1 other RNA gene is annotated in these 759 nt (G+C 70.9%); it reads right to left on the reverse strand.

Features of this window, described 5'->3' with window-relative positions:
* Nucleotides 1-91: signal recognition particle sRNA small type (gene ffs, locus MKK53_RS02335), an RNA gene on the reverse strand.
* Nucleotides 92-759: the final 668 nt, after the last annotated feature.

The raw sequence follows: 759 nt of genomic DNA on the forward strand, positions 1-759 counted from the left end.
AGGCTGGACAGAGACCCGCTCGGTCTCGTTAGGGCTGCTTCCTTCCGGACCTGACCCGGTTGGCGAGTGAAACGTCCCCCGCCAACCCCCCGCCGGCTATATGGCCGGCTCGCCCGGCTAACCCAAGCGCTGGAGGCCCCATTCGCGCCTGCGCCCCAGCCGCTATTGTCGTTCCAAGCGGAGCGAAGCAATCCAGGGCGGCGCGATGGGTTGATGCGGCCCGCTTCCCTGGGTCGCATCGCTGCGCTCGCGATGACGGGGGGACATCGTGAAACGGCGGCGCCCGGACGCCACCGCCCTCCCGCCAGCCGCCATCGTCGTTGCGAGCGGAGCGAAGCAATCCAGGGCGGCGCTATGGTCTGAGGCGTCCCGCTTCCCTGGGTCGCTTCGCTGCGCTCGCGATGACGGGGTGGGGCATCGTGAAACGGCGGCTCCCGGACGCCGCCGCCCTTCCGCCAGCCGCCACCGTCTTTGCGAGCGGAGCGAAGCAATCCAGGGCGGCGCTGTGGTCTGAGGCGTCCCGCTTCCCTGGGTCGCTTCGCTGCGCTCGCGATGACGGCGGGCATCGTGAAACGGCGGCTCCCGGACGCTGCCCTCCCGCCAGCCGCCATCGTCGTTGCGAGCGGAGCGAAGCAATCCAGGGCGGCGCTATGGTCTGAGGCGTCCCGCTTCCCTGGGTCGCTTCGCTGCGCTCGCGATGACGGGGTGGGACATCGTGAAACGGCGGTTCCCGGACGCCGCCGCCCTTCCGCCAGCCGC

It is taken from the genome of Methylobacterium sp. J-076 (assembly GCF_022829405.1).
GTDB lineage: Bacteria > Pseudomonadota > Alphaproteobacteria > Rhizobiales > Beijerinckiaceae > Methylobacterium.